This window comes from Kitasatospora sp. NPDC058190 (assembly GCF_042883685.1).
Classification (GTDB): Bacteria; Actinomycetota; Actinomycetes; order Streptomycetales; family Streptomycetaceae; genus Kitasatospora.
Map to the genome: position 1 here is coordinate 24,648 of NZ_JBHVVI010000049.1, position 21,053 is coordinate 45,700.

The 21,053-nt window shown below is 70.6% G+C and carries 18 protein-coding genes and 1 pseudogene; 5 read left to right on the top strand and 14 right to left on the bottom strand.

The window, feature by feature from the left end; all coding sequences use genetic code 11:
- Positions 1 to 44: 44 nt before the first annotated feature.
- From ACFVWU_RS22465 to ACFVWU_RS22520, 12 genes and pseudogenes are all read right to left on the bottom strand, one after another.
- Positions 45 to 203, bottom strand: coding sequence for a hypothetical protein (locus ACFVWU_RS22465; RefSeq protein ID WP_387623718.1), 159 nt, complete (start codon positions 201 to 203; stop codon positions 45 to 47).
- Between the two features lie 255 nt (positions 204 to 458).
- The gene (gene gatB, locus ACFVWU_RS22470) at positions 459 to 1,964 is read right to left on the bottom strand and encodes an Asp-tRNA(Asn)/Glu-tRNA(Gln) amidotransferase subunit GatB (RefSeq protein ID WP_387623720.1); all 1,506 of its coding nucleotides are present in this window, start codon (positions 1,962 to 1,964) and stop codon (positions 459 to 461) included.
- A gap of 78 nt (positions 1,965 to 2,042) precedes the next feature.
- Positions 2,043 to 2,303: a hypothetical protein gene (locus ACFVWU_RS22475; protein WP_387623723.1), complete on the bottom strand. Its 261-nt coding sequence runs from the start codon at positions 2,301 to 2,303 to the stop codon at positions 2,043 to 2,045.
- Positions 2,300 to 3,793: an Asp-tRNA(Asn)/Glu-tRNA(Gln) amidotransferase subunit GatA gene (gatA, locus tag ACFVWU_RS22480; RefSeq protein WP_387623725.1), complete on the bottom strand. Its 1,494-nt coding sequence runs from the start codon at positions 3,791 to 3,793 to the stop codon at positions 2,300 to 2,302. Before gatA ends, ACFVWU_RS22475 begins: the two co-directional genes overlap by 4 nt.
- A 5-nt stretch (positions 3,794 to 3,798) precedes the next feature.
- Complete coding sequence (gatC, locus tag ACFVWU_RS22485; protein WP_030057414.1) at positions 3,799 to 4,095, bottom strand: Asp-tRNA(Asn)/Glu-tRNA(Gln) amidotransferase subunit GatC; 297 nt, start codon at positions 4,093 to 4,095, stop codon at positions 3,799 to 3,801.
- Between the two features lie 458 nt (positions 4,096 to 4,553).
- Positions 4,554 to 6,041 (bottom strand): annotated as a pseudogene (locus tag ACFVWU_RS22490) (putative bifunctional diguanylate cyclase/phosphodiesterase); the annotation flags it as partial.
- Between the two features lie 386 nt (positions 6,042 to 6,427).
- Complete coding sequence (ligA, locus tag ACFVWU_RS22495) at positions 6,428 to 8,716, bottom strand: NAD-dependent DNA ligase LigA (protein WP_387623728.1); 2,289 nt, start codon at positions 8,714 to 8,716, stop codon at positions 6,428 to 6,430.
- A gap of 19 nt (positions 8,717 to 8,735) precedes the next feature.
- Positions 8,736 to 9,764: a methionine synthase gene (locus tag ACFVWU_RS22500; RefSeq protein ID WP_387623731.1), complete on the bottom strand. Its 1,029-nt coding sequence runs from the start codon at positions 9,762 to 9,764 to the stop codon at positions 8,736 to 8,738.
- 70 nt (positions 9,765 to 9,834) lie between these two features.
- Positions 9,835 to 12,153 (bottom strand): right-handed parallel beta-helix repeat-containing protein, encoded by a 2,319-nt coding sequence (locus tag ACFVWU_RS22505; RefSeq protein WP_387623733.1) that lies wholly within the window; start codon positions 12,151 to 12,153, stop codon positions 9,835 to 9,837.
- Between the two features lie 193 nt (positions 12,154 to 12,346).
- Positions 12,347 to 14,746, bottom strand: coding sequence for a right-handed parallel beta-helix repeat-containing protein (locus tag ACFVWU_RS22510; protein WP_387623736.1), 2,400 nt, complete (start codon positions 14,744 to 14,746; stop codon positions 12,347 to 12,349).
- Positions 14,747 to 14,829: 83 nt separating this feature from the next.
- Positions 14,830 to 15,519 (bottom strand): SDR family oxidoreductase, encoded by a 690-nt coding sequence (locus ACFVWU_RS22515; protein ID WP_387623739.1) that lies wholly within the window; start codon positions 15,517 to 15,519, stop codon positions 14,830 to 14,832.
- Between the two features lie 13 nt (positions 15,520 to 15,532).
- A complete protein-coding gene (locus ACFVWU_RS22520) occupies positions 15,533 to 16,057 on the bottom strand; it encodes a TIGR00730 family Rossman fold protein (RefSeq protein ID WP_387623741.1) in 525 nt (174 codons plus the stop codon).
- A 155-nt stretch (positions 16,058 to 16,212) separates the two neighbouring features.
- On the opposite strand from ACFVWU_RS22520, the gene ACFVWU_RS22525 reads away from it, so the two are divergent.
- Positions 16,213 to 16,725 (top strand): hypothetical protein, encoded by a 513-nt coding sequence (locus ACFVWU_RS22525; protein ID WP_387623744.1) that lies wholly within the window; start codon positions 16,213 to 16,215, stop codon positions 16,723 to 16,725.
- Between the two features lie 27 nt (positions 16,726 to 16,752).
- On the opposite strand, the gene ACFVWU_RS22530 is transcribed toward ACFVWU_RS22525, so the two are convergent.
- Together ACFVWU_RS22530 and ACFVWU_RS22535 are read right to left on the bottom strand one after the other, a co-directional pair.
- The gene (locus ACFVWU_RS22530) at positions 16,753 to 17,310 is read right to left on the bottom strand and encodes a Uma2 family endonuclease (RefSeq protein ID WP_380612433.1); all 558 of its coding nucleotides are present in this window, start codon (positions 17,308 to 17,310) and stop codon (positions 16,753 to 16,755) included.
- 132 nt (positions 17,311 to 17,442) lie between these two features.
- Positions 17,443 to 17,904 carry an NUDIX hydrolase gene (locus tag ACFVWU_RS22535; protein WP_387623796.1) on the bottom strand — a complete coding sequence of 154 codons (462 nt, stop codon included), beginning with the start codon at positions 17,902 to 17,904 and terminating at the stop codon, positions 17,443 to 17,445.
- 17 nt (positions 17,905 to 17,921) lie between these two features.
- Here ACFVWU_RS22535 and ACFVWU_RS22540 point away from each other — a divergent pair, with 17 nt between their 5' ends.
- From ACFVWU_RS22540 to ACFVWU_RS22555, 4 genes are all read left to right on the top strand, one after another.
- Positions 17,922 to 18,701 carry a GntR family transcriptional regulator gene (locus ACFVWU_RS22540; protein WP_387623748.1) on the top strand — a complete coding sequence of 260 codons (780 nt, stop codon included), beginning with the start codon at positions 17,922 to 17,924 and terminating at the stop codon, positions 18,699 to 18,701.
- Positions 18,702 to 18,865: 164 nt separating this feature from the next.
- Entirely contained in the window at positions 18,866 to 19,318 is a 453-nt protein-coding gene (locus ACFVWU_RS22545; protein ID WP_387623750.1) for an ATP-binding protein, read from the top strand.
- A gap of 421 nt (positions 19,319 to 19,739) precedes the next feature.
- On the top strand, positions 19,740 to 19,886 hold the full coding sequence (locus ACFVWU_RS22550; RefSeq protein WP_387623752.1) for a hypothetical protein: 147 nt from the start codon (positions 19,740 to 19,742) through the stop codon (positions 19,884 to 19,886).
- Positions 19,883 to 21,052, top strand: a complete 1,170-nt coding sequence (locus ACFVWU_RS22555; RefSeq protein WP_387623754.1) for a methyltransferase domain-containing protein — start codon at positions 19,883 to 19,885, stop codon at positions 21,050 to 21,052. Before ACFVWU_RS22550 ends, ACFVWU_RS22555 begins: the two co-directional genes overlap by 4 nt.
- Position 21,053 lies beyond the last annotated feature (1 nt).

The window sequence follows — 21,053 nt, forward strand, 5'->3', positions numbered from 1 at the left end:
CTCCCCCTCCGGACCTCCCTCGGCACCGTCACGGTGCCGGACCGTCAGCATTCGGTCTGACGCGCGGGGCGCCGCTGGAAGCGGGCGGCGACCGGACGGCGGCGCAGGCGGCGCGCCTCCTTGGCCTCGCGCACCAGGCGCTCGTGTTCGGCGCGGGCCTCGAGCTCGTGGGCCTGCTGCTGGATGATCTCGTACTCGATCACTTCGGGTTCCCCTTTTGGGTCTCACTGCGTTTCGCTGTCGAGTAAGAGCTTCCTCCCCCAGGCGGGGGTGCCACATCGGGAGCGTGCCCGATCTTCCGGGGCCCGGATGCCTTAGATCGGGCCTGGAAAAAGGTTTAAGGCCCGGTCTCACCCCAATACAGAGGTGAGACCGGGCCTTAGGCCTTACTTAGAGGGCCTTAGATGCCTTAGATGCCTTAGGAAGGCAGGGTTGACAGCCTAGGTGCCCCTCAGGACTCAGGCAGCGCCCAGCTTCTCCAGGATCAAGTCCTTCACGCGGGCGGCGTCCGCCTGGCCGCGGGTGGCCTTCATGACCGCGCCGACCAGCGCGCCCACGGCCTGGACCTTGCCGTCGCGGATCTTGGCGGCGATCGCCTCGTTCTCGGCGATGGCCTGGTCGACGGCGGCACCCAGCGCGGAGTCGTCCGAGACCACGGCCAGGCCGCGCTTCTCGACGACCTCGTCCGGCTCGCCCTCGCCGGCCAGCACGGCCTCGATGACCTGGCGGGCCAGCTTGTCGTTCAGCTTGCCCTCGGCGACCAGCGCGGCGACCCGGGCGACCTGCGCCGGGGTGATCGGCTGCTCGGTCAGCTCGGTGCCGGTCTCGTTGGCGCGGCGGGCCAGCTCGCCCATCCACCACTTGCGGGCCTGGTCGGCCGGGGCACCGGCCGCGATGGTCTCCTGGATCGGCTCCACCGCACCGGCGTTGAGCACGGACTGCATGTCCTTGTCGGACAGGCCCCACTCGGCCTGCAGCCGGGCGCGGCGCACCCGCGGCAGCTCCGGCAGGGCGGCGCGCAGCTCCTCGACCCACTCGCGGGCGGGGGCCACCGGCACCAGGTCCGGCTCCGGGAAGTAGCGGTAGTCCTCGGCGTTGTCCTTGATCCGGCCCGAGGTGGTGGTGCCGTCGTCCTCGTGGAAGTGGCGGGTCTCCTGGACGATGGTGCCGCCGTCGGTCAGCACGGTGGCGTGCCGCCGGATCTCGAACCGGGCGGCCCGCTCCACGCTGCGCAGCGAGTTGACGTTCTTGGTCTCCGAGCGGGTGCCGAACGTCTCGGTGCCGTTCGGGCGCAGCGACAGGTTGACGTCGCAGCGCATCTGGCCCTTGTCCATCCGGGCCTCGGAGACGCCCAGCGAGCGGATGACCTCGCGCAGCTCGGCGACGTACGCCTTGGCGACCTCGGGGGCGCGCTCGCCGGCGCCGGTGATCGGCTTGGTGACGATCTCGATCAGCGGGATGCCGGCCCGGTTGTAGTCGAGCAGCGAGTGGGTGGCGCCGTGGATGCGGCCGGTCGCGCCACCGACGTGGCTGGACTTGCCGGTGTCCTCCTCCATGTGGGCGCGCTCGATCTCCACGCGGAAGGTCGAGCCGTCCTCCAGCTGCACGTCGAGGTAGCCGTTGAAGGCGATCGGCTCGTCGTACTGCGAGGTCTGGAAGTTCTTGGGCATGTCCGGGTAGAAGTAGTTCTTCCGCGCGAACCGGCACCACTCGGCGATCTCGCAGTTCAGCGCCAGGCCGATCTTGACGGCCGACTCCACGCCCACCGCGTTGACCACCGGCAGCGAGCCCGGCAGGCCCAGGCAGGTGGGGCAGGTCTGGGTGTTCGGCTCGGCGCCCAGCTCGGTCGAGCAACCGCAGAACATCTTGGTCTTGGTACCGAGCTCGACGTGGACCTCAAGGCCCATCACCGGGTCGTAGGACGCGAGAGCGTCCTCGTAGGAGACCAGGTTCATGACGCTCACAGCGTCCCTTCTCACTTGAAGCTTGGGAGGTACGGGCCCGGCCGCCGCGTGACGCGGGGCCGGGCCGGGGCGCTCAGCTCAGCCCAGCAGCACGTCGTCGGAGCCCAGCTGACGCAGCTCGCGCACCAGCAGGGCGGTGCCGGTGATCAGCGCGGCGGCACCGACCAGGGCGTTGACCAGCTTGAGGGTGTCGCTCTCCTCGCGGGCCTTGCGGACGTCCTTGACCACGGAGACGGCACCGAAGGCGCTGGTGCCGATGGACAGCCAGAGGCCGGGCTTGGTGTGCTTCCACCCCTTCAAAGAGGCAGACTGGGCCTTGGCCTTCTCGATCTTGCTCACAGTGCCGGTACCTCCTCCAGCAGGGTGTGCCCCCACTTGTCGTTGAGTGCGGCCTCGACGGCGCCACCCACGCGGTACAGGCGGTCATCCGCCATCGCGGGCGCGATGATCTGCAGGCCGACCGGGAGATTGTCCTCCGGGGCCAGGCCGACCGGCAGCGACATGGCCGCGTTGCCCGCCAGGTTCGACGGAATCGTGCACAGGTCGGCCAGGTACATCGCCATCGGGTCGTCGGCGCGCTCGCCGATCGGGAAGGCGGTGGTCGGCGTGGTCGGCGAGACCAGCACGTCCACCCCGGCGAAGGCGGCGTCGAAGTCGCGCGAGATGAGCGTGCGCACCTTCTGGGCCGAGCCGTAGTAGGCGTCGTAGTAGCCCGAGGACAGGGCGTAGGTGCCCAGGATGATGCGGCGCTTGACCTCGTCGCCGAAGCCGGCCTCGCGGGTCAGCGCGGTGACCTCCTCGGCCGAGCGGCTGCCGTCGTCGCCGACCCGCAGGCCGTAGCGCATCGCGTCGAAGCGGGCCAGGTTGGAGGAGCACTCCGACGGCGCGATCAGGTAGTAGGCCGGCAGCGCCAGGGTGAAGGACGGGCAGGAGACCTCGACGACCTCGGCACCCAGCTCGCGCAGCAGCTCCACCGACTCGTTGAAGCGCTGCATCACGCCGGCCTGGTAGCCCTCGCCGGCGAACTCCTTGACCACGCCGATCCGCATGCCGCGGACGTCACGCAGCTTCGCGGCCTCGACCACGGCCGGGACCGGCGCGTCGATCGAGGTGGAGTCCAGCGGGTCGTGCCCGGCGATGGCCTCGTGCAGCAGGGCCGCGTCCAGCACGGTGCGGGCGCACGGGCCGCCCTGGTCCAGGCTGCTGGAGAAGGCGACCAGGCCGTAGCGGGACACCGAGCCGTAGGTCGGCTTGACGCCGACGGTGCCGGTGACGGCGCCGGGCTGGCGGATCGAGCCGCCGGTGTCGGTGCCGATCGCCAGCGGGGCCTCGAAGGCGGCCAGCGCGGCGGCCGAACCGCCGCCGGAGCCGCCGGGGATGCGGGTGAGGTCCCACGGGTTGCCGGTCGGGCCGTAGGCGGAGTTCTCGGTGGAGGAGCCCATCGCGAACTCGTCCATGTTGGTCTTGCCGAGGATGACGACGCCGGCGTCCTTGAGACGGCTGGTCAGCGTGGCGTCGTACGGCGGGATCCAGCCCTCGAGCATCTTGGAGCCGCAGGTGGTCGGGACGCCCTTGGTGGTGAAGACGTCCTTCAGCGCCAGCGGGACGCCGGCCAGCGGGCCCAGCTCCTCGCCCTTGGCGCGCTTGTCGTCGACGGCCTTGGCGGCGTTCAGCGCGCCCTCGGTGTCGACGTGCAGGAAGGCGTTGACCTTCTTGTCGACGGCCTCGATGCGGTCCAGGTGCGCCTGGGCCACCTCGACGGCGGACACCTCGCCCTTGGCGATGGCGGCGGCGGTCTCGGCCGCGGTGTAGCGAATCAGCTCGGTCATCTCGGTCAGTCCTCCCCGAGGATCTGCGGCACACGGAAACGCTGCTCCTCGGCGGCGGGGGCGCCGGACAGCGCCTGCTCCGGGGTGAGCGACGGCCGCACCTCGTCCGCGCGCATGACGTTGGTCAGCGGCAGCGGGTGGGAGGTCGGCGGGACGTCCTGTCCGGCGACCTCGGAAACGCGGGCGACCGCGCCGATGATCACGTCGAGCTGCTCGGCGAAGTGGTCCAGCTCTTCGGGCTTCAGCTCAAGACGCGACAGCCGGGCGAGGTGGGCGACCTCCTCGCGCGTGATGCCAGGCATGCAGCGATCCTCAGGGTGAGTTCTGGTGAGACCCGGCGTCGCCTGCGGCGGTGCCGGGCCCGGGCAGGAGCAGCCTGGTTCGGCGCTCCGTCCTCGTGGTCTTTGGACCCCATCCTATGGGGCCGGGCCCGGCCCCCTTCCAACGAGTTACGGTGTGCCCCCCTTCATCACGGGCGGCGCGGCGTCCCGAGGCGCGGCTACTGCGGCCTGGTACGGGCCCAACCCTGGGTGCCGGGCGCCTTGATCTCCAGCTGCGCGGCCTGCAACGGCTGGCTGCACGGCACGGCCCGGACGGCCGGGGGCAGCACCGGCGGCAGCACCGGGGGCAGCACCGGGGGCAGCGGGGTTGGCAGCGGGGTGGGCTGGGCGACCGGCGGGGCGACCGGCTTGATGATCGACGGGAGCTGCGGCGGGGCGCCGAGGCGCTCCACCGGCGGGGCGGAGGTGGTGCGGTGCACCCGCAGCCAGGCGGTGGCCTGCTCGGCGGGCAGCGCGGCCGACACCAGCCAGCCCTGGACGGCGTCCACGCCCATGCGGTGCAGCCGCTCCCAGGTCTCGTCGTCCTCGACGCCCTCGGCCACCACGGTCAGGCCGAGCGAGTGGGCGAGCTCCACCGAGCAGCGCACCACCGCCGCGTCGTGGTCGTCGGCGACCATCCGGGAGACGAAGGAGCGGTCGATCTTCAGCTCGCCGACCGGCAGGCTGCGCAGCCGCACCAGCGAGGAGTGTCCGGTGCCGAAGTCGTCCAGGGACATCCCGACGCCGTAGCCGCGCAGCTCGGCCAGGGTGTCGGCGGCTCGCCGGGAGTCGTCCAGCAGCAGCCGCTCGGTGATCTCCAGCTGGAGCGCGTGGGCCGGCACCTGGTGGCGGACGAGGTGTCCGGCGACGCGCTGGGCGAAGCCGGGGTTGAGCACGTCGCGCGGCGAGACGTTGACCGCGACCTGCACCTGCAGGCCCATGTCGCGCCAGTAGGCGAGCTGGCCGACGGCCGCCTCCAGCACGTAGTCGGTGAGCCGGGGCATCAGGCCGCTGGACTCGGCGAGCCCGACGAACTCGTCCGGCGAGACCCTCCCCTGCCCGGGCCGCTCCCAGCGCAGCAGCGCCTCCAGGCCGACCACCCTGCCGTCGAAGGCCACCTTCGGCTGGTAGTGCAGCTGCACCTCGCCGGTCTCCAGGGCCCGGCGCAGGTCCCCGAGCAGCCCGATCCGGTACGGGGTGTCGGCGTCCTGGGTCTCGTCGTACTGGGCGACGCCGCTGCACTCGCGCTGGGCGTGGCCCATCGCCACGTCGGCGCGGCGCAGCAGCGACTCGGCGTCCTGGGCGTCCTGCGGGTAGACGCAGACACCGGCGCTGGCCTCCAGCACCAGCAGCAGGCCGTCCAGGCGGATCGGCGCGGCGAGTTCGGCGATCAGCGCCTTGGCGACCCGCTCCAGGCTGTCCGGGCAGTTGATGCCGGGCAGCAGCACGGCGAACTCGTCGCCGCCCATCCGGGCCACCATCGGGCGGCCGCGCCGGTAGTGCCGGGGCAGGCCGACGAAGACGTCGTCGATGGACTCCCGGGTGGCGCTGCCGGCCGTGCCGCCGGAGCGCAGCGCGCGGTGGAGCCGGCGGGCGATGTGAACCAGCAGCCGGTCACCAGCCGTATGTCCTAGTGTGTCGTTGAGTGATCGGAATCGATCGAGATCGAGCAGGATGAGACCGACGCTGTAGCCCTCCTCGCGCTCGGCGATCGCCTCCTGGGCGGCCAGCAACAGGGCCTGACGGTTGGGCAGGTCCGTCAGCGGGTCGGTCAGCTGGTCGCGGGCGCGGTCCCGGGCGATCCGCCAGGCGGCCACCAGCACCGCCAGCGGCACCGCGAACAGCGGCAGCAGTTCGGGTTCGTACCGGTAGACCAGGACGGCCAGCGGGATGAGCGGAGCGGCTCCGGCCAGCAGCACGCCGAGCAGCAGGACCGCACCCGCCACCCCCTGCGGCGGGCGTGTGGGCACGCCGCCGGTCGTACGATCCATAAGCCCTGTCCTCCGTCGGGCCCGCCCCCGTCAGGCCGCCTTACGGTGAGGCACCGCGCTGGTACCGACAGCTGCCGGGCATGGAGCGACCCCGAGGAGCCCCGGCTCAGCCGGTGCCCCCACCCCTGCTGACACTCTGTTGCGCTCCAGGGTATGCCGGGGTCCACCCGGTGGGCAGACTTTCGGACAACCGGAAACGCGCCACCGCGCCCGGGTGCCGCACAGTGACACAATGCCCGCTTTCACTGAACGACACCCGGTGACGCTGCATCAGGACGATAACAACACGGATCGGGGCACCGGCCGCTCGGGGCGGCCTCGGATCAGCCCTCGGTGGGCGCCTCCTGCGGCTCGACGGCCGCCTCCGGCTCCGGAAGTCCCAGGTGGGCGCGGGCGGCCGACGGTCCGTCGGCGAGCAGGACGGCGAAGCCCGCGTCATCCAGCACCGGCAGTCCGAGCTGAACGGCCTTGTCGTACTTGGACCCCGGGTTGTCACCGGCGACCACAAAATCGGTCTTCTTCGAAACCGAGCCGGTCACCTTCGCTCCGCGCGAGGTCAGCGCCTCCTTGGCACCGTCCCGGGTGTGCCCGGCCAGGGTGCCGGTGACGACCACGGTCAGGCCCTCCAGCGGGCGCTCCGCCTCCTCCTCGTCCGCGAACTCCTCGGTGAAGCCGACGCCGGCGGCGCGCCACTTCTCCAGGATGTCGCGGTGCCACTCCTCCTGGTACCACTCGACCACCGACCGGGCGATGATCGGCCCGACCCCCTCGACCGCGGCCAGCTCCTCCTCGGTGGCCGAGAAGATCCGGTCCAGGTCACGGAACTCGCGGGCCAGCTCCTGCGCCGCGACCGGGCCCACGTGCCGGATCGAGAGGCCGTTGAGGAACCGCCAGAGCGGGCGGTCCTTCACCTTCTCCAGGTTCTCCAGCAGCACGCTGGCGGTCTTCTTCGGATCGCCCTTCTGGTTGGCGAAGAAAGTGGCCTCCTTCTCCTTGCCGGTGCGGTCGTCCAGCTTGGGCATGCCCGTCTTCTGGTCGCGCACCAGCACCTTGATCGGCAGCAGCTGTTCCATCGTCAGCCCGAAGATGTCGCCCTCGTCCTTCACCGGCGCCTCGGCCGGCTCCAGCGGCTGGGTCAGCGCGGTGGCCGCGACGTAGCCGAGGCCGTCGATGTCCAGCGATGAGCGACCGCCCAGGAAGGCGATCCGCTCGCGGATCTGCGCCGGACAGAACTGGGCGTTGGGGCAGCGCAGGTCGATGTCGCCCTCGGACATCGGACGCAGCTCGGCCCCGCACTCGTGACAGTGCGAGGGCATCACGAACTCCTGCTCGGTGCCGTCCCGCAGATCCTCCACCGGCCCGAGGATCTCCGGGATCACGTCACCGGCCTTGCGCAGCACGATGGTGTCACCGAGCAGCACGCCCTTCGCCTTGACGACCTCCTGGTTGTGCAGCGTCGCGTACTGGACCATCGAGCCGGCCACCTTCACCGGCTCGGCCAGCACCGCGTACGGGGTGGCCCGGCCGGTGCGACCGATGCCGACCTTGATCTCGGCCAGCTTGCCGGTGACCTCCTCCGGCGGGTACTTCCAGGCGATCGCCCAGCGCGGGGACTTGGAGGTGGAGCCGAGCCGGCCCTGCAGGGCGATCTCGTCGACCTTGACGACCACGCCGTCGATCTCGTGCTCGACCGAGTGCCGCTGCTCCCCGAAGCGCTTGATGAACGCCCGCACTTCGTCGAGGGTCTTGACCACCTCGTTGTGCCGGGCGGTCGGCAGGCCCCACTCGCGCAGCAGGTCGTAGGCGTGCGACTGGCAGTCGATGTCGAAGCCGACCCGGGCACCGATGCCGTGCACCACCATGTGCAGCGGGCGGGAGGCGGTGACGTGCGGGTCCTTCTGGCGCAGCGAACCGGCGGCGGCGTTGCGGGGGTTGGCGAACAGCTTGACAAGGGCCTGCGGGCGCTTGCCCTCCTTGGCGCGTGCCTCGTTCTCCGTCCTGCGGCGCTCGTTCTCCGCCGCGAGTGAGGCGTTCAGCTCCTCGAAGGCCTCGGTCGGGAGGTACACCTCGCCGCGGATCTCGACCAGTTCGGGGACGTTGTCGCCCTTGAGCCGGTGCGGGATCTCCTTGATGGTGCGGACGTTGGCGGTGATGTCCTCGCCGACCCGGCCGGTGCCGCGGGTCGCGGCGAGCACCAACTCGCCCTTCTCGTACGTGAGGTTGACGGCCAGGCCGTCCACCTTGAGTTCGCACAGGTAGTGGTAGTCGATGCCCGCCAGCTCCCGGGCGACCCGCTCGGCCCAGGCGGCGAGCTCCTCGTCGTCCATGGCGTTGTCCAGGCTGAGCAGGCGCTCCCGGTGCTCGACCTTGGTGAAGCCCTCCGCGACGTCGCCGCCGACCTTCTGGGTCGGCGAGTCCGGGGTGATCAGGGCCGGGTGCCCGGCCTCGATCGCCTCCAGCTCGCGCATCAGCGTGTCGAACTCGGCGTCGCTGACGATCGGAGCGTCCTGCTCGTAGTACCGGGTCCGGTGGTCGGTGATCTCCGCCGCCAGTTCGGCGTGCCGCCTGCGCACCTCCGCCGGGATGTCCTCCCAGCCCTCGACAGCCGTCACCGCAAGCCCTCCTACGTTCTCATTCCGGGTTGTCCACCAGGCTCCGTGCCGCCCGATCGGCGAGCGACAGCGCCTTGCGCGCGTACGCCGGGGAGGCCCCGGCCAGCCCGCAGGTCGGTGTCACCAGCACGCGGCGGCCCAGCAGCTCCGGGGCGAACCCGAGCCTGCGCCACAAGGTCCTGACACCCTGGACACTACCGGCAGGGTCCGACACCGCCTGGTCGGTGGAGGGGACGACACCAGCGAGGATCGCCGTGCCCGCCTCGACCGCCTCGCCGAGGTCGTCGTCCTGGCGCTCGCCGAGGAGCGAGAAGTCGAGCGAGATCCCGGCGACTCCGGCGCGACGCAGCAGCGGGACCGGGACGTCCGGAGCGCAGCTGTGCACGACCACGGGCACGTCCAGGCCGCGGATCAGCTCCCGCAGCACCTCCTCCGCGATCTGCCGGTCGACGGCGCGCAGCCGCTGGAAGCCGCTCGCGGTCTTCACCCGGCCCGCGAGGACGGCGGGCAGCGAGGGCTCGTCCAGCTGGAGGACGAGTTGTGCGCCCGGGACGCGCTTGCGGACGTCCGCGAGGTGGCGGCGCAGGCCCTCGGTGAGCGAGCCGGCGATGTCCCGGCAGGCGCCGTGGTCGGCGAGCGCCTTCTCGCCGTGCTTGAGCTCGATGCTCGCCGCCAGCGTCCACGGGCCGACGGCCTGGACCTTGAGCGCGCCCTGGTAGCCCTGGGTGAACTCCTCCAGCGCGTCCAGGTCCTCACCGAGCCAGGAGTGGGCGCGCCGGGTGTCCCGGCCAGGGCGGTCGGCGAAGCGCCAGCCGCTGGGCTCGGTCTGCGCGAACAGCTCGACCAGCAGGCCGGCGCTGCGGCCGATCATGTCGGCGCCCGGGCCGCGCGCGGGCAGCTCGGGCAGGAACGGCAGCTGCTCCAGCGCCCCGGTGGAGGTCTTGGCGGCCTCGCGGGCGTCGGTGCCGGGCAGCGAGCCGACGCCGGTCGCGGCGCCGCGCAGGTCGGGGAAGGGGTGTGGGGTGCTCACCCGTCCGAGCCTACTCATGCGGACGGCCCCGGTGCCGAGCGCGGGGCTCGGGACCGGGGCCGTCGGTTGGGGACCGGGGTCAGCGGGATCAGTACCCCTGGTAGCCGAACTCGTCGACCACGAGGTGCAGCGGGGCGCCGCTCGCGTTGTAGAGCGAGATCTTGCCGTCCTTCACGGGGACCACGACCTGGTTGGGGATGGTCTCGCCGGGCAGGAAGTTGAGGTTCGACGCGTCCGGCAGGGTGTCACCGTGCGGGTAGACGGTCAGGTGGCCCTGGGCACCCGGCTCGGTGACGGTCACGTTCAGGGTCATCGCCGTGGCGTTGGGGACCTCGCCGACCGGGATGTCCAGGGTGCCCCAGGCCGGAACGGTGCCCGCGGGGCGGACGCCCGACTCCCAGTAGGTGTCCTCACGGGTGTCGACGACCCGGATCGGGCCGAGCGGGCGGTAGGTGACCTTGCCCTCGGTGGCGTAGTAACCCGCGAGGTCGGCGATCACGTGCACCGTGCCACCGGAGGCGTTGTAGAAGGAGACCTTGCCGTCCTTCACCGGCACCGTCACCAGGTTCGGAATCGTCCGGCCCGCGACCCAGTTCAGGTTGGAGGCGTCCGGCAGCGCGTCACCGTGCGGGAAGACGGTCAGGTGGCCGTCCTGCTGCGGCTCGGTCACCGTCACGTTCATCGTCACAGCCGTCACACCGGTGGCCGGAACCCCGGCCACACCCGTCACCGGCAGATCGACGGTGCCCCACGCCGGGACGGCCTGCGCCACCGGGACGCCGATCGGCTGACGGGTGTCCAGCAGACGCGTCGGACCCTGGGCGTGGAACAGCGAGCCCTTGGGGCTGTAGTAGCCCTCCAGGTCGGCGATCACGTGCACCGTGCCGCCCGAGGCGTTGTAGAAGGAGACCTTGCCGTCCTTCACCGGCACCGTCACCAGGTTCGGAATCGTCCGCCCGGCCGTCCAGTTGAGGTTGGACGCGGTCGGCAGGGCGTCACCGTGCGGGTAGACGGTCAGGTGGCCGTCCTGCTGCGGCTCGGTCACCGTCACGTTCATCGTCACAGCCGTCACACCGGTGGCCGGAACCCCGGCCACACCCGTCACCGGCAGATCGACGGTGCCCCACGCGGGCACGGCCTGCGCCACCGGAACGCCGATCGGCTGACGGGTGTCCAGCAGACGCGTCGGACCGGCCGGAGTGAAGGCACTGCCGAAGTCCTGGTCCTCGATCGCACCGCGGTCGCGGAAACCGCTGCCCGTACCGGTGTTGGGCACCGTCGGGTCGTCCACCGGGGCGTAGCCACCACGGTCGGTGGGCAGCATGCCCGGGGCGTTCTCGTCGGCCGAGTCGATCCGGTGGTCGACCGGAGCGTTCGGGCCCTTCGGCACGTAGGTCAGGTCGACGAAGTCGTGTGCGCCCTGACCGGTGTTCGCGGTGAACTGGTTCTGGGTGGTGAAGTTCGCACCGGCCCAGCTGTAGGCGGCGCCACCGCTGCGCGGGTCGATCAGGTTGTAGTCGACCGTGGTGCCGGAGGTCGCGTTCGCCGCGACGCTGATCCCGGTGGCGTTGGCCGGGGTGTCGCAGGCCGCGTTCTGGTTCTTCGCGGTGTTCACCACGTTGTTCTCGACCACCGCACCGGTCGACGTGCCGTCCAGCACGATCCCGTTGAAGCAGGGCGAGTTGATGGTGTTGGCCACCACGACGGTGTTGGGGGCGTCCTTGACCAGGATGCCGGTCATGTTGTCGACGCTGTTGGGCTGGATCACGTTGGTGGTCAGGACGGTCCCGGTGGAGCCGCCGTCGACCTGGAGCAGCGGGCCGGGCGCGTAGGCGAACTCGCCGCGGGCCCAGGTCACCTTGTCGGAGGCATTGGTGATCTTGACGCCGCCGCCCGAGGCCGCGATGTTGGTGAACGTGATGTCGTGCCCACCGTCGACGATGACGGACGGCCGCTGGTTGCTCGCGAGCGACAGGTTCTCGAACCGGAGGTGGTCGGCACCCTTCACCACGAGGGCGCTGTCCGGGTAGTTCGGCGCCCCGCCGGAGAAGTGCGCCTGGCTGCCCGCCGAGTACTGCTGGGCCGGGCCGCGGAAGGTGATCGGGGCGTCGGCGGTGCCGGAGTGGGTCACGGTCACCGCGGAGCCGTTGTAGCCCCCCGCGGCGATCTCGACCGTCTGCCCCGGCTGGACGACCGCTGCTGCGGCGGCGATGGTGCAGAACGGCGCCGACTGGGCACCGGCGCCGCTGTCGGTGCAGTTGGCACCCGCGGCGTTGTTGACGTAGAGCGTGCTGCCCTCGGCAGCCGCACCGCTCGCACCGACGACCGGCAGACCGACCGTCCCGACGAGCAGCGCGCCGACGGTCAGCGCGGTACGGGTTCTGGAAATGGGAGTCCCCCTGGGCATGTTCTCAGCGTGAAGGACGCTTTGTGGCCCTCCACTGTCCGAACATGATCGAACGGAGGGCGGAGCGGATCATTCCACAGCCAAGGGGGCCCCGCCAACGCGGTTTTGACCGGCCTTGGGCCTGCACATGAACGGCCCCCGGTGCCGAGCGCGGAGCTCGGCACCGGGGGCCGCCGGTGGTTCGGAAGCGGGGTCAGTACGCCTGGAAGCCGAACTCGTCGACCACGAGGTGCAGCGGGGCGCCGCTCGCGTTGTAGAGCGAGATCTTGCCGTCCTTCACCGGGACGACCACCTGGTTGGGGATGGTCTCGCCGGGCAGGAAGTTGAGGTTCGACGCGTCCGGCAGGGTGTCACCGTGCGGGTAGACGGTCAGGTGCCCCTGGGCGCCGGGCTCGGTCACCGTGACGTTCAGGGTCACCGCCGCGGCGTTGGGGAGCTCGCCGACCGGGATGTCCAGGGTGCCCCAGGCCGGAACGGTGCCCGCAGGGCGCGAGCCTTCCTCCCACTGGGTGTCCTGTCGGGTGTCGACGAGCCGGTACGGGCCGAGCGGGCGGTAGGTGAGCTTGCCCTCGGTGGCGTAGTAGCCCGCGAGGTCGGCGATCACGTGCACGGTGCCGCCGGAGGCGTTGTAGAACGACACCTTGCCGTCCTTCACCGGCACCGTCACCAGGTTCGGAATCGTCCGGCCCGCGACCCAGTTCAGGTTGGACGCGTCCGGCAGCGCGTCACCGTGCGGGAAGACCGTCAGGTGCCCGTCCTGCTGCGGCTCGGTCACCGTCACGTTCATCGTCACCGCCGTCACACCCGACGCCGGAACCCCCGCCACACCCGTCACCGGCAGATCGACGGTGCCCCAGGCGGGCACGGCCTGCGCCACCGGAACGCCGATCGGCTGACGGGTGTCCAGCAGACGCGTCGGACCCTGGGCGTGGAACAGCGAGCCCTTCGGGCTGTAGTAGCCCTCCAGGTCGGCGATCACGTGCACGGTGCCGCCGGAGGCGTTGTAGAACGACACCTTGCCGTCCTTCACCGGCACCGTCACCAGGTTCGGAATCGTCCGCCCGGCCGTCCAGTTCAGGTTGGACGCGTCCGGCAGCGCGTCACCGTGCGGGTAGACGGTGAGGTGCCCGTCCTGCTGCGGCTCGGTCACCGTCACGTTCATCGTCACCGCCGTCACACCGGTGGCCGGAACCCCGGCCACACCCGTCACCGGCAGATCGACGGTGCCCCACGCGGGCACGGCCTGCGCCACCGGAACGCCGATCGGCTGACGGGTGTCCAGCAGACGCGTCGGACCGGCCGGGGTGAAGGCGCTGCCGAAGTCCTGGTCCTCGTACGCGCCGCGGTCGCGGAAACCGCTGCCCGTACCGGTGTTGGGCACCGTCGGGTCGTCGGCCGGCGCCACGCCGATGAGGTCGGTGGGCAGCATGCCCGGAGCGTTCTCGTCAGCCGAGTCGATGGTGTGGTCGACCGGCGAGTCGGGGCCCTTGGGCGCCCAGCTGGGCGCCACGAAGTCGTGCGCGCCCTGACCGGTGTTCGCGGTGAACTGGTTCTGGGTGGTGAAGTTCGCACCGGCCCAGCTGTAGGCGGCGCCACCGCTGCGCGGGTCGATCACGTTGTAGTCGACCTTGGCGCCGGAGACGGCGTTCGCCCCGACGCTGATCCCGGTGGCCCTGGCCGGGGTGTCGCACGGCTTCTGCATGAACTGCGCGGTGTTCACCACGTTGTTCTCGACCACCGCACCGGTCGACGTGCCGTCCAGCACGATCCCGGCGAAGCAGGACGCGTAGACGGTGTTGGCCACCACGTCGGTGTTCGGCGCGTCCTTGACCAGGATGCCCACCATGTTGTCGACGTAGTTCGCCTGGACCACATTGGTGGTCACGACCGTGCCGGTGGAGCCGGCGTCCACGGTGATCGCCGGGCCCTGGGCGTAGCCGAACTGGCCGCGCCCGTAGCGCACGTCGGCGGAGCCGTTGGTGATGTGCACACCGCCACCGCTGTAGATCATCGTCCGGTCGAAGGACACGTCGCGGGCGCCGTCCACCAGCAGGGTGGTCTTCTGGAAGGCCCCGTTGATGGCGAGGTTCTCGAAGCGCAGGTGCTGGGCGCCCTTGACGGTGAATCCGTCGACGGGCTTGTCCCACGTCCCGATCTGGGTGCCCGCGCTCTGCGGGGAGGCGGACCAGTCCGCCTTGGTGGCGCGGAAGGTGATCGGCGCCTCGGCCGTGCCCGACCGGGTGATGGTCAGGTTCTCGTTGTAGGTACCGCCCGCGATCTCGACCGTCTGCCCCGGCTGGACGACCGCCGCGGCCGCGCCGATGGTGCAGTACGGCGCCGACTGGGCGCCGCTGCCGCTGTCGGTGCAGTTGGCACCCGCGGCGTTGTTGACGTAGAGCGTGCTGCCCGCGGCAGCCGCGCCGCTCGCACCGACGACCGGCAGACCGACCGTCCCGGCCAGCAGCGTCGCACCGACGGCCAGAGCCGTACGGGATCTGGAAATTGGAACCCCCCATGGGCATGGCGATGTGGCATCGCCTACGAAGAGCCCCTGCCCCCGCACTCGGGGGAAGGGCGCGGCATATCGTGCCATGGGCGGCTGGACGAGACCAGGAAGTTCGGTCGAACTCCGTGGTGCGGGCGGACGGCCGGGCCGACCGCCCGCACCACGGTGGCCTACCGCCCCGGGCGGACGGTGAGGTCGGTGATCTCGGCGTCCCGGGAGGCGTCCAGGGCGGCGATGATCGCCTTGGCCACGGACTCCGGCGCGATCCAGCGGCCGGCGTCGTACTCCTTGCCCTCCTGCTGGTGCACCTTGACCTGCATCGCGGTGGCGGTGCGACCGGGGTAGACCGAGGTGACCCGGACGCCGTTCGCGTGCTCCTCCTGGCGCAGCGCGTCGGCCAGCGCCTTGAGGCCGTGCTTGCTGGCCGCGTACGCCGACCACTCGGCGTGGGCGGTGAGGCCGGCGCCGGAGTTGACGAAGACCACGTGGCCCTTGGCGAGGCGGAGCGAGGGCAGCAGCAGCCGGGTCAGCTCGGCGGGGGCGACCAGGTTGACGTTGAGCGTCTCCTGCCAGGCCTTCACCGGCAGCTCGCCGACCGTGCCGAGCTCGACCATGCCCGCGACGTGCAGCAGCGAGTCGAGGGTGACGGGCAGTGCCTGGTGCCCGAAGGCCCAGGACAGCTTGCCGGGGTCGCCGAGGTCCCCCACCAGGGTGCGGGCGCCCGGGAAGCGGTCGCGCAGCTCGGCGGCCCGACGGGCGTCGCGGGCCAGCAGCCAGAGCTCGTCCCCGCGCTCGGCGAGCTTCTCGGTCAGGACGGCGCCGATGCCGGAACCGGCGCCGGTGATCAGATGTGCAGCCATGGCTCCGATCCTCTCAGGCCTTGAGCTGCGCAAAAACCTCGGCGGGCGTGTCGGCAAAGCTGATCAGCTCGGAGAGCGACCGCGGCAGGAATCCCTCGGCGTCCATCCGCTCCAGCTGGGTGCGCAGACCTGCGTAGAAGCCCTCGGTGTCCAGGACGACCACCGGCTTGTCGAAGATCCCGTGCTTCTTGAGCTCCAGCACCTCGGTGACCTCGTCCATGGTCCCCAACCCGCCGACCAGCACCACGATGGCGTCCGCACGGGCAGCCAACTCCCGCTTCCGCTCGGCCAGATCGGCGGTCATGACGAGCTCGTCGGCGCCGGCGTACCCCTTGTGCTTCAGCATCTCGACCAGCACGCCGACCAGTCGGCCGCCCGCCGCCTTCACCTCGTCGGCCAGCAGCCCCATCAGCCCGGCGTTGGACCCGCCCCAGACCAGGGTGTGGCCGCCCTCCCCGAGGAGCCGGGCGAACTCGGCGGCGGGGGCGGAGTAACGGTCGTCGAGCGAGTACGCGGAGCAGAAGACGCAGATATTCATAATGCCGACTGGTCTATCACGCCCACCCGCCCCCACTCACCGGCATTACGCGCAGCTACCGGCAGCCTCTAGGGTGCTGCCCTGTGCGTGCGCCAGGCCCTCGGTCGGGCCGCCCGCCGCCTGGTCGGCCCCGAGCAGCTCACCGAGGCCACCCGATGACGCCCGCCGTGCCGCTCGTCCTGCTCGGCCTGGTCGACGCGGCCTTCAGCGGCTTCCGCGCCTACGCCGGACGCGACGCCCGCATCCGCAAGCACCAGGGCAACCTCCGGGCCGCCGGGCGCGGGCTGGCAGTGGGGGCAGCCCTGCTGCTCGCGCCCGCGCTGGCCGCCGCCCTCCCGCTGCTCACGGCCTCCGACCAGGGGTGGACCTACGCCGCCCTGGCCGCCGGCGGCTGGGGCTACCTGCTCCCCCTCGCCCTCTATGCGGCAGCCGTCCTGCTCTCCCTCGCCGCCTACTTCACCCTGCCGTTCCGCGCCAGCACCCTCGCCATGGTCATCGGCCTCGGCCCGCTGACCCTGCTGCGCCCACTCGCAGTCGCCGTCGCCTGCGTCGGCGCCCTCCTCAACGGCGGCGGTGCGCCCGCCCTGCTGGTCGGCGCGGTCGCGGGCGCCGCCGTCCTGTGCGTCGAGCCCCTGGTGCACCGGCGCTGGTACAGCAAGGTGCAGTAGCGCCCCCTCACCCGCAGTTCCGGAGCATCAGTCCTTGTAGGGAACGAGCTTCGACAGGCTCAGCGTGAAGCCGAAGGGCTCGGGAATCGTGATCGCATCGCCGAACTTCCGGTCGCTACGGGTGTGATACCGGTCGTGGTTCGGCTCGGAGAACAGCGTCACCGTCTGCTGACGCGGGTCCACGATCAGATAGAGCGGGATGCGCATCACGGCGTAGTCGTGCAGCTTGTCCATCCAGTCGTTGCCCGGGTTGGACGGCGACACGATCTCCACCGCGATCAGAGCTTCCGCGGCTGGGGCCTTGTTGCCCGACGCGGAGAGGACGTCGATCGGAAGGTACGTCAGGTCCGGCTCGCGTCCCTTCGAGACGTCCGGGCTGACGATTTCGCTCCGCTCACTGGGCAGATAGCCCTCAGGAGCATGCTGCTCGAATTGCCTTCTCACCTGGGCCACGTTGAGCTGATGAATGTTGGACGGCGATGCCTGCATGATCAGCGTGTCCCCGGACCATTCGATCCGGACGCCATCCGGGGCGATCCGCTCCAGCTCCTCGATGAAGTCGCGGTGCTGCTCGTAGAAGGTCATGCCGTCCACTATGACGGACCTCGCCAACACCTCAGCCGGAAGCGCCCGCTCACTGCGGGTCGGCCCGGCGGTTCGCTCAGCCTGTGACGGGCCGATCTTCCCGGCGGCCCGCTCGGTGAGCAGGCCGCCGGGTCACAACAGGTGTCGGCCGTCGTGGGTTCGGATGCTCGGTGCCATGTCGTCCCGAAGCGCGTCCAACAGCCGCACGGCATAGACCTCGGCCATGCGGTCAGAGACCTCGGCCGGTGTGAGCCAGCCGACTTCGACCGTCTCGTTCGAGAGCCGTTCCGTCCCGCTCTCCGGTCGGCAGCGGAAGACCAGGGCGACGATCCCGCGATTCACGTTCTTGTAGACGCCGGTCAGCCGCTCCACACCGACCTTGATCCCGGTCTCCTCGTAGACCTCGCGGCGCACGCCGTCTTCGACCGACTCGGCCAGCTCCAGCACCCCACCTGGAGGCTCCCAGGTCCCGTTGTCGGCTCGCCGAATCGCCAGCACCCTGCCGTCCTCGCGCACCACCGCGCCCGCGACGGACACCGAGTGGAGCGGCGTTGACTGGGACTTTCCAGCGCTGTTACTCATGTGCAGGAGAATAGGAGCCCTGAAGGACTATGGCGAACGGTGAGGTGGCCTCGTCGGCCACAGCGAAGTACCTGCAGATCGCGGCTGATCTCGCGACGCAGATCAAATCGGGTGCGCTCGCCCCCGGTGCGACCGTGCCCAGCGAAGCCGAGCTTATGCAGCGGTATGGAGTCGCATCCGGGACGGTTCGTAAGGCCATCGCCGAGCTGCGCACATCTCAGCTGATCGAGACGCACCACGGCCGGGGCTCGTTCGTCCGCTCCCGCCCGCCAGTTCAGCGGAAGTCCGCAGACCGGTTTCGCCGTGCCCACCGCAACGCCGGCAAGGCCGCGTACCTCGCCGAGGCTGAGCGCTCTGATGGTGTCCCGTCCGTGACCGTGCTGTTCGTGGGCCCCACTCCGGTACCGCCAGACATCGCCGATCGGCTGGACCTTCCGGTCGGCACTCAAGTACTTGCCCGCAAGCGCCGGTACTTCCGGGATGGGGTACCGACCGAGGAGGCCACGTCGTATCTGCCGTGGGACGTGGTCAAGGACATCCCTGAAGTCTTCGCCGAGAACCCCGGCGGTGGCGGCATCTACGCCCGACTCGAAGAACACGGGCACCCCCTCGCAGAGTTCACCGAGACCGTGCGTGCCCGGCTCGCGACCAAGCCAGAGAGCAAGGCACTCGACCTGAGCCCCGGCGCGCCGGTGATCCATCTCGTTCGCGAGGCCATTGCCACGGACGGCCGGGTGGTGGAGGTGTGCGACACCGTCATGGCCGCCGACCAGTTTGTTCTTGAATACCGCTTCCCCGCAGGCGACTGACGAAGGATCAACTCTCTCAACCCGTCGCGAGATCCTCTCGCGACGGGTTGACTCATATACAGGAGTCGGGCACTCTTTTCCTCGTCACTCATGTACATAAGTGACGAGTGCTACCTCATCTAGAGGAGATGGCCGTGTGCGAAGGCCTACGCCTTGGAGATCCCATGCAGCGCGCCTTGCTGGAAGCTCGCGCGTCTTCCGACGACAATTCGATGCCGGGCGCTGAGACGGCCGAGGTGCTGCTGCCCTACCTGCCAGAGTCGGCGAGCCAGGCACGTCGCTTCCTCCGGAAAACGCTGACGGAGTGGGGCTTGGTCGAGCTGATCGACGCGGCCGAGTTGGTCGCCTGCGAGTTGGTTACCAATGCTGCGAAGACCGGATGCCGACGACAGATGACGGTCACCATCCGGCGCGTCTCACAGCTGATCGTGCGAATCTCGGTGCGCGACGGGTCACGCGCCCTGCCGGTCCTGATCCAGGCATCTCCCGATGAGGAGTGCCATCGCGGGCTGGCACTGGTGGATCGCCTGACCGCCGGCCGGTGGGGTGCGAGCGTCGAACCCCTTGGAAAAGTGGTCCACGCCGATCTCGCGATGCCCAAGCCCGTTCCTCAGTGAATCGGGATCGACCGGACGACGGTTCCGACCCCGAGGACACGCCACCCTCCGGGCCTGATCCACTCCGAGTCTGGGCCGCCTACGGGGTGTCAGCAGCGGCCGCGCTGCACGTCGTCGCCGCTGCCCTGGTGCTGATCAACCGCTCCCGCTGAACTCCCGCCCGCGCCGCCGGGTCGGCGGCGCGGGCGGGACGCCAATGCACCACCGATCGAGAGGAATCTCGCCGTGGCCACTCCGCAGCCTCCGCCGCCCGTGCCGAAACCTGACGGTCGTCCGTCACCTCGGCCACCGGATCGCTAGCAACCTGGCAGATCAAGCCTGCGACAGGTAGTAATCCCCACCAACTTCCGCTGTCCGACAGCGGAGGCACCACCCGGCAGGCGATCGCCTGCCGGGCCAACCAGCACACGGAGGTACGAACATGGGCAAGCACGGAGGCGGCTCCGGCGACGGCAAGGGCGGCAAGCAGCAGGACGACAGCAACCGGGGCGCCGGGCACGGCGGCGGCGGGTCGGACGAGGGCGGGAACACCTCGGACGGTTCGTCCCCGGCGGGCGGCGGCAAGTGACCGGCGAAACGCATGAGGAGGCGGGCCCCCAGGGGCTCGCCTCCGCGCTGGTGGCCGGCGGCGCGCTGTCCTCGGACTGGCTTCCCTCCTTCAACGCGGTGCCCCGTGAGCTGTTCGTCCCGGATCGCATCTGGCCGGGTATTGCGGACGGCACAAAACAGAACCCCGTGGTGCACCGGTCGCAGGACCCCGAAGCCTGGCATCGCGCGGTCTACTCGGACGTCCCGCTGACCACCCAGTGGGACGATGGAGAACATGAAGGGGATGGGCTCGGCACGACGCCGAGTTCCTCCAACTCCATGCCGACCATGGTGTTTTCGATGCTCCAGGATCTGGACGTCCGCCCGGGCGACAGGGTGCTGGAGGTTGGCACCGGGACGGGGTGGAATGCGGGCCTGCTGGCTCACCGCCTGGGCAGCGCCAACGTGGTCACCGTCGAGTACGACCCGGACGTTGCTCTCGGTGCCCGGGAGAACCTGCGCCGGGCCAGAGTTGGGCCGACCGTCGTCCAGGGCGACGGGCGCGCCGGGTGGCCGGAGGGTGCTCCGTACGATCGGGTCATCGCCACCTGCTCCCTGTTGGAGATCCCTCCGATGTGGCTGGAACAGACAGCCCCCGGCGGGATCATCGTCGCTCCGTTCGGCACCGAGTACGGCGGCGAGCTGATCGTCCGCCTGACCGTCGATGACAACGGCGCGAGCGGGAGGTTCACCCGGGGTTCGGCGTTCATGCGGCTGCGCCAACAGCGCACCGACCGGCCACCGTTCGAGGACTACCTACATGGGGAACCGTGGCCGGCCGACGGAGTGAGGAGCACCACCACCCTCGCCCCTCCCGACACGGGAGGGTGGTTCGTGCAGTTCGTCATCGGGGTGGGCGTGCCCGGCGCGTTCTGGCGGGCGGAGCGCTACGACGACGGCGCGTACACGCTGTGGCTCTACAGCCGCGACACCCTGTCCTGGGCCTCCGTCGACTACGAGCGGGGTCACACGGAGTTCGAGGTGTACCAGTCCGGCCCCCGCAAGCTGTGGGACGAGGCGGCCGCCGCGTACCAGTGGTGGGCCGACCAGGGCCGCCCCGGGTACGAGCGGTTCGGCCTGACGGTCACCTCGGAGGGGCAGTACGGCTGGCTGGATTCACCGGACAATCCCGTCCCGCAGCACTGAA

Coding starts and splice junctions, on each gene's coding strand:
- ACFVWU_RS22505 (WP_387623733.1), bottom strand. CDS start 12,153: ATGCCCAGGGGGACTCCCATTTCCAGAACCCGTACCGCGCTGACCGTC.
- ACFVWU_RS22525 (WP_387623744.1), top strand. CDS start 16,213: ATGACGCCCGCCGTGCCGCTCGTCCTGCTCGGCCTGGTCGACGCGGCC.
- ACFVWU_RS22545 (WP_387623750.1), top strand. CDS start 18,866: ATGCAGCGCGCCTTGCTGGAAGCTCGCGCGTCTTCCGACGACAATTCG.
- ACFVWU_RS22540 (WP_387623748.1), top strand. CDS start 17,922: ATGGCGAACGGTGAGGTGGCCTCGTCGGCCACAGCGAAGTACCTGCAG.
- gatA (WP_387623725.1), bottom strand. CDS start 3,793: ATGACCGAGCTGATTCGCTACACCGCGGCCGAGACCGCCGCCGCCATC.
- ACFVWU_RS22530 (WP_380612433.1), bottom strand. CDS start 17,310: ATGACCTTCTACGAGCAGCACCGCGACTTCATCGAGGAGCTGGAGCGG.
- ACFVWU_RS22515 (WP_387623739.1), bottom strand. CDS start 15,519: ATGGCTGCACATCTGATCACCGGCGCCGGTTCCGGCATCGGCGCCGTC.
- ACFVWU_RS22520 (WP_387623741.1), bottom strand. CDS start 16,057: ATGAATATCTGCGTCTTCTGCTCCGCGTACTCGCTCGACGACCGTTAC.
- ACFVWU_RS22500 (WP_387623731.1), bottom strand. CDS start 9,764: ATGAGTAGGCTCGGACGGGTGAGCACCCCACACCCCTTCCCCGACCTG.
- gatC (WP_030057414.1), bottom strand. CDS start 4,095: ATGCCTGGCATCACGCGCGAGGAGGTCGCCCACCTCGCCCGGCTGTCG.
- ACFVWU_RS22550 (WP_387623752.1), top strand. CDS start 19,740: ATGGGCAAGCACGGAGGCGGCTCCGGCGACGGCAAGGGCGGCAAGCAG.
- ACFVWU_RS22510 (WP_387623736.1), bottom strand. CDS start 14,746: ATGGCACGATATGCCGCGCCCTTCCCCCGAGTGCGGGGGCAGGGGCTC.